Here is a 313-nt window from a genome sequence, read left to right on the forward strand (position 1 = left end):
AGCCCAATTTTAAGTTTATCAAAGGGCTTACTTCATCCAAACCGGATAATGAACACCCGCTTCAGGTATCCGAAAACCGCTTACGCCTGATGGGCCATGTGCTTACCAACATGAAGGTATATAATGAATATAACGCAGCCCTCATAGCGCCGGTATACATGACCTTACAACTCCTAAGACGTACAGCTCAACGTGTCACCACGCGACTGGTGGGCTCTTACCCCACCTTGGAATGCAGCAGTTTCATCATGAACATATCCCTGCAAAGTTGTTTTCCGGATAAAGTTATCGGTTGCCGACGGAACAATATCAT

1 pseudogene is annotated in these 313 nt (G+C 46.0%); it reads left to right on the forward strand.

The window, feature by feature from the left end:
- Positions 1-313: pseudogene (locus D0T85_RS22220) on the forward strand (hypothetical protein); the annotation flags it as partial.

This window comes from Bacteroides sp. 519, assembly GCF_010500955.1.
Classification (GTDB): domain Bacteria; phylum Bacteroidota; class Bacteroidia; order Bacteroidales; family Bacteroidaceae; genus Bacteroides.